Origin of the sequence: Ensifer sp. Root31 (assembly GCF_001424825.1) — a bacterium.
GTDB lineage: Bacteria > Pseudomonadota > Alphaproteobacteria > Rhizobiales > Rhizobiaceae > Ensifer > Ensifer canadensis.
On record NZ_LMCO01000001.1, the window covers coordinates 584531 to 587030 of the forward strand.

Here is a 2500-nt window from a genome sequence, read left to right on the forward strand (position 1 = left end):
GTTCGGAATGGGAACGGGTGCAGCCACCCCGCCAGAACCACCAGGTCGGCAAAGCGCAAGATTTGCCCTTAGCTGGGGCAAACCGAATGAGAAGCTGGTGAGGAGGATAAACCGCCTCGTTTTGTTTTGAACACGTCGCTCATCAATGATGAGCATGAGCAATGGGAACGATCAAGCCAATCGAACGATTAGTACTGGTAAGCTTCATGCGTTGCCGCACTTCCACACCCAGCCTNCGCTCATCAATGATGAGCATGAGCAATGGGAACGATCAAGCCAATCGAACGATTAGTACTGGTAAGCTTCATGCGTTGCCGCACTTCCACACCCAGCCTATCAACGTGGTAGTCTTCCACGGTTCTCAAGGGAATACTCGTTTTCAGGTTGGTTTCCCGCTTAGATGCCTTCAGCGGTTATCCATTCCATATATAGCTACCCTGCTATGCCCTTGGCAGGACAACAGGTCCACCAGAGATATGTCCATCCCGGTCCTCTCGTACTAGGGACAGATCCTGTCAATATTCCTACACCCACGGCAGATAGGGACCGAACTGTCTCACGACGTTCTGAACCCAGCTCACGTACCGCTTTAATTGGCGAACAGCCAAACCCTTGGGACCTGCTCCAGCCCCAGGATGCGATGAGCCGACATCGAGGTGCCAAACAACCCCGTCGATATGGACTCTTGGGGGTCATCAGCCTGTTATCCCCGGCGTACCTTTTATCCGTTGAGCGATGGCCCTTCCACGCGGGACCACCGGATCACTATGACCGACTTTCGTCTCTGCTCGACTTGTCAGTCTCGCAGTCAGGCGGGCTTATGCCATTGCACTCGACGACCGATTTCCGACCGGTCTGAGCCCACCATCGCGCGCCTCCGTTACTCTTTCGGAGGCGACCGCCCCAGTCAAACTACCCACCATACACTGTCCCGGATCCGGATAACGGACCGCGGTTAGACATCCATGACGATAAGGGTGGTATTTCAAGGATGGCTCCACAAGAACTGGCGTCCCTGCTTCAAAGCCTACCACCTATCCTACACATGCCGACACGAATGCCAGTGTAAAGCTATAGTAAAGGTGCACGGGGTCTTTCCGTCTGACCGCAGGAACCCCGCATCTTCACGGGGAATTCAATTTCACTGAGTCTATGCTGGAGACAGCGGGGAAGTCGTTACGCCATTCGTGCAGGTCGGAACTTACCCGACAAGGAATTTCGCTACCTTAGGACCGTTATAGTTACGGCCGCCGTTTACTGGGGCTTCGATTCAGAGCTTGCACCCCTCCTCTTAACCTTCCAGCACCGGGCAGGCGTCAGACCCTATACGTCGTCTTGCGACTTCGCAGAGCCCTGTGTTTTTGATAAACAGTCGCTACCCCCTGGTCTGTGCCACCCTTTCTGACTTGCGTCAAAAAGGGTCACGCTTCTTCCGAAGTTACGCGTGCAATTTGCCGAGTTCCTTCAGCATAGTTCTCTCAAGCGCCTTGGTATACTCTACCTGACCACCTGTGTCGGTTTCGGGTACGGTCTATACGGTGGAGCTATTTCCTGGAACCGCGTCCCTGCACACCCAATCCAATAAGAATGTACAAGTTAAGCAATCCGTCACTACCACCAGGCCCACGAATATTAACGTGGTTCCCATCGACTACGCGTGTCCGCCTCGTCTTAGGGGCCGGCTAACCCTGCTCAGATTAACTTTAAGCAGGAACCCTTGGTCTTTCGGCGAGAGGGTCTCTCACCCTCTTTATCGTTACTCATGTCAACATTCGCACTTCCGATACCTCCAGGACCCCTCACAGGTATCCCTTCACAGGCTTACGGAACGCTCCGCTACCACACGTCTTGCGACGTATCCTCAGCTTCGGTGCATGGCTTTAGCCCCGTTACATTTTCGGCGCAAAGACCCTTAATTAGACCAGTGAGCTGTTACGCTTTCTTTAAATGATGGCTGCTTCTAAGCCAACATCCTGGTTGTTTTGGGATCCTCACATCCTTTCCCACTTAGCCATGACTTGGGGACCTTAGCTGGAGGTCAGGGTTGTTGCCCTCTTCACGACGGACGTTAGCACCCGCCGTGTGTCTGCCGACTAGTACTCCTCGGTATTCGGAGTTTGGTTAGGATCAGTAAGACGGTGAGTCCCCATAGCCCATCCAGTGCTCTACCCCCGAGGGTATTCGGTCGACGCACTACCTAAATAGTTTTCGCGGAGAACCAGCTATTTCCGAGTTTGATTGGCCTTTCACCCCTAGCCACAAGTCATCCCAATCTATTGCAACAGATGCGGGTTCGGTCCTCCAGTTGGTGTTACCCAACCTTCAACCTGCTCATGGCTAGATCACTCGGTTTCGGGTCTAATGCGACGAACTGAACGCCCTGTTCAGACTCGCTTTCGCTGCGCCTTCACCTATCGGCTTAAGCTTGCTCGTCACACTAAGTCGTTGACCCATTATACAAAAGGTACGCCGTCACCCTTGCGGGCTCCGACTGTTTGTA

General features: G+C 53.5%; 1 rRNA gene (only partly in view). It reads right to left on the reverse strand.

The window, feature by feature from the left end:
* Window positions 1–267: 267 nt before the first annotated feature.
* Window positions 268–2500: ribosomal RNA gene (locus tag ASD00_RS02880) — 23S ribosomal RNA — on the reverse strand (it continues 563 nt past the right edge of the window).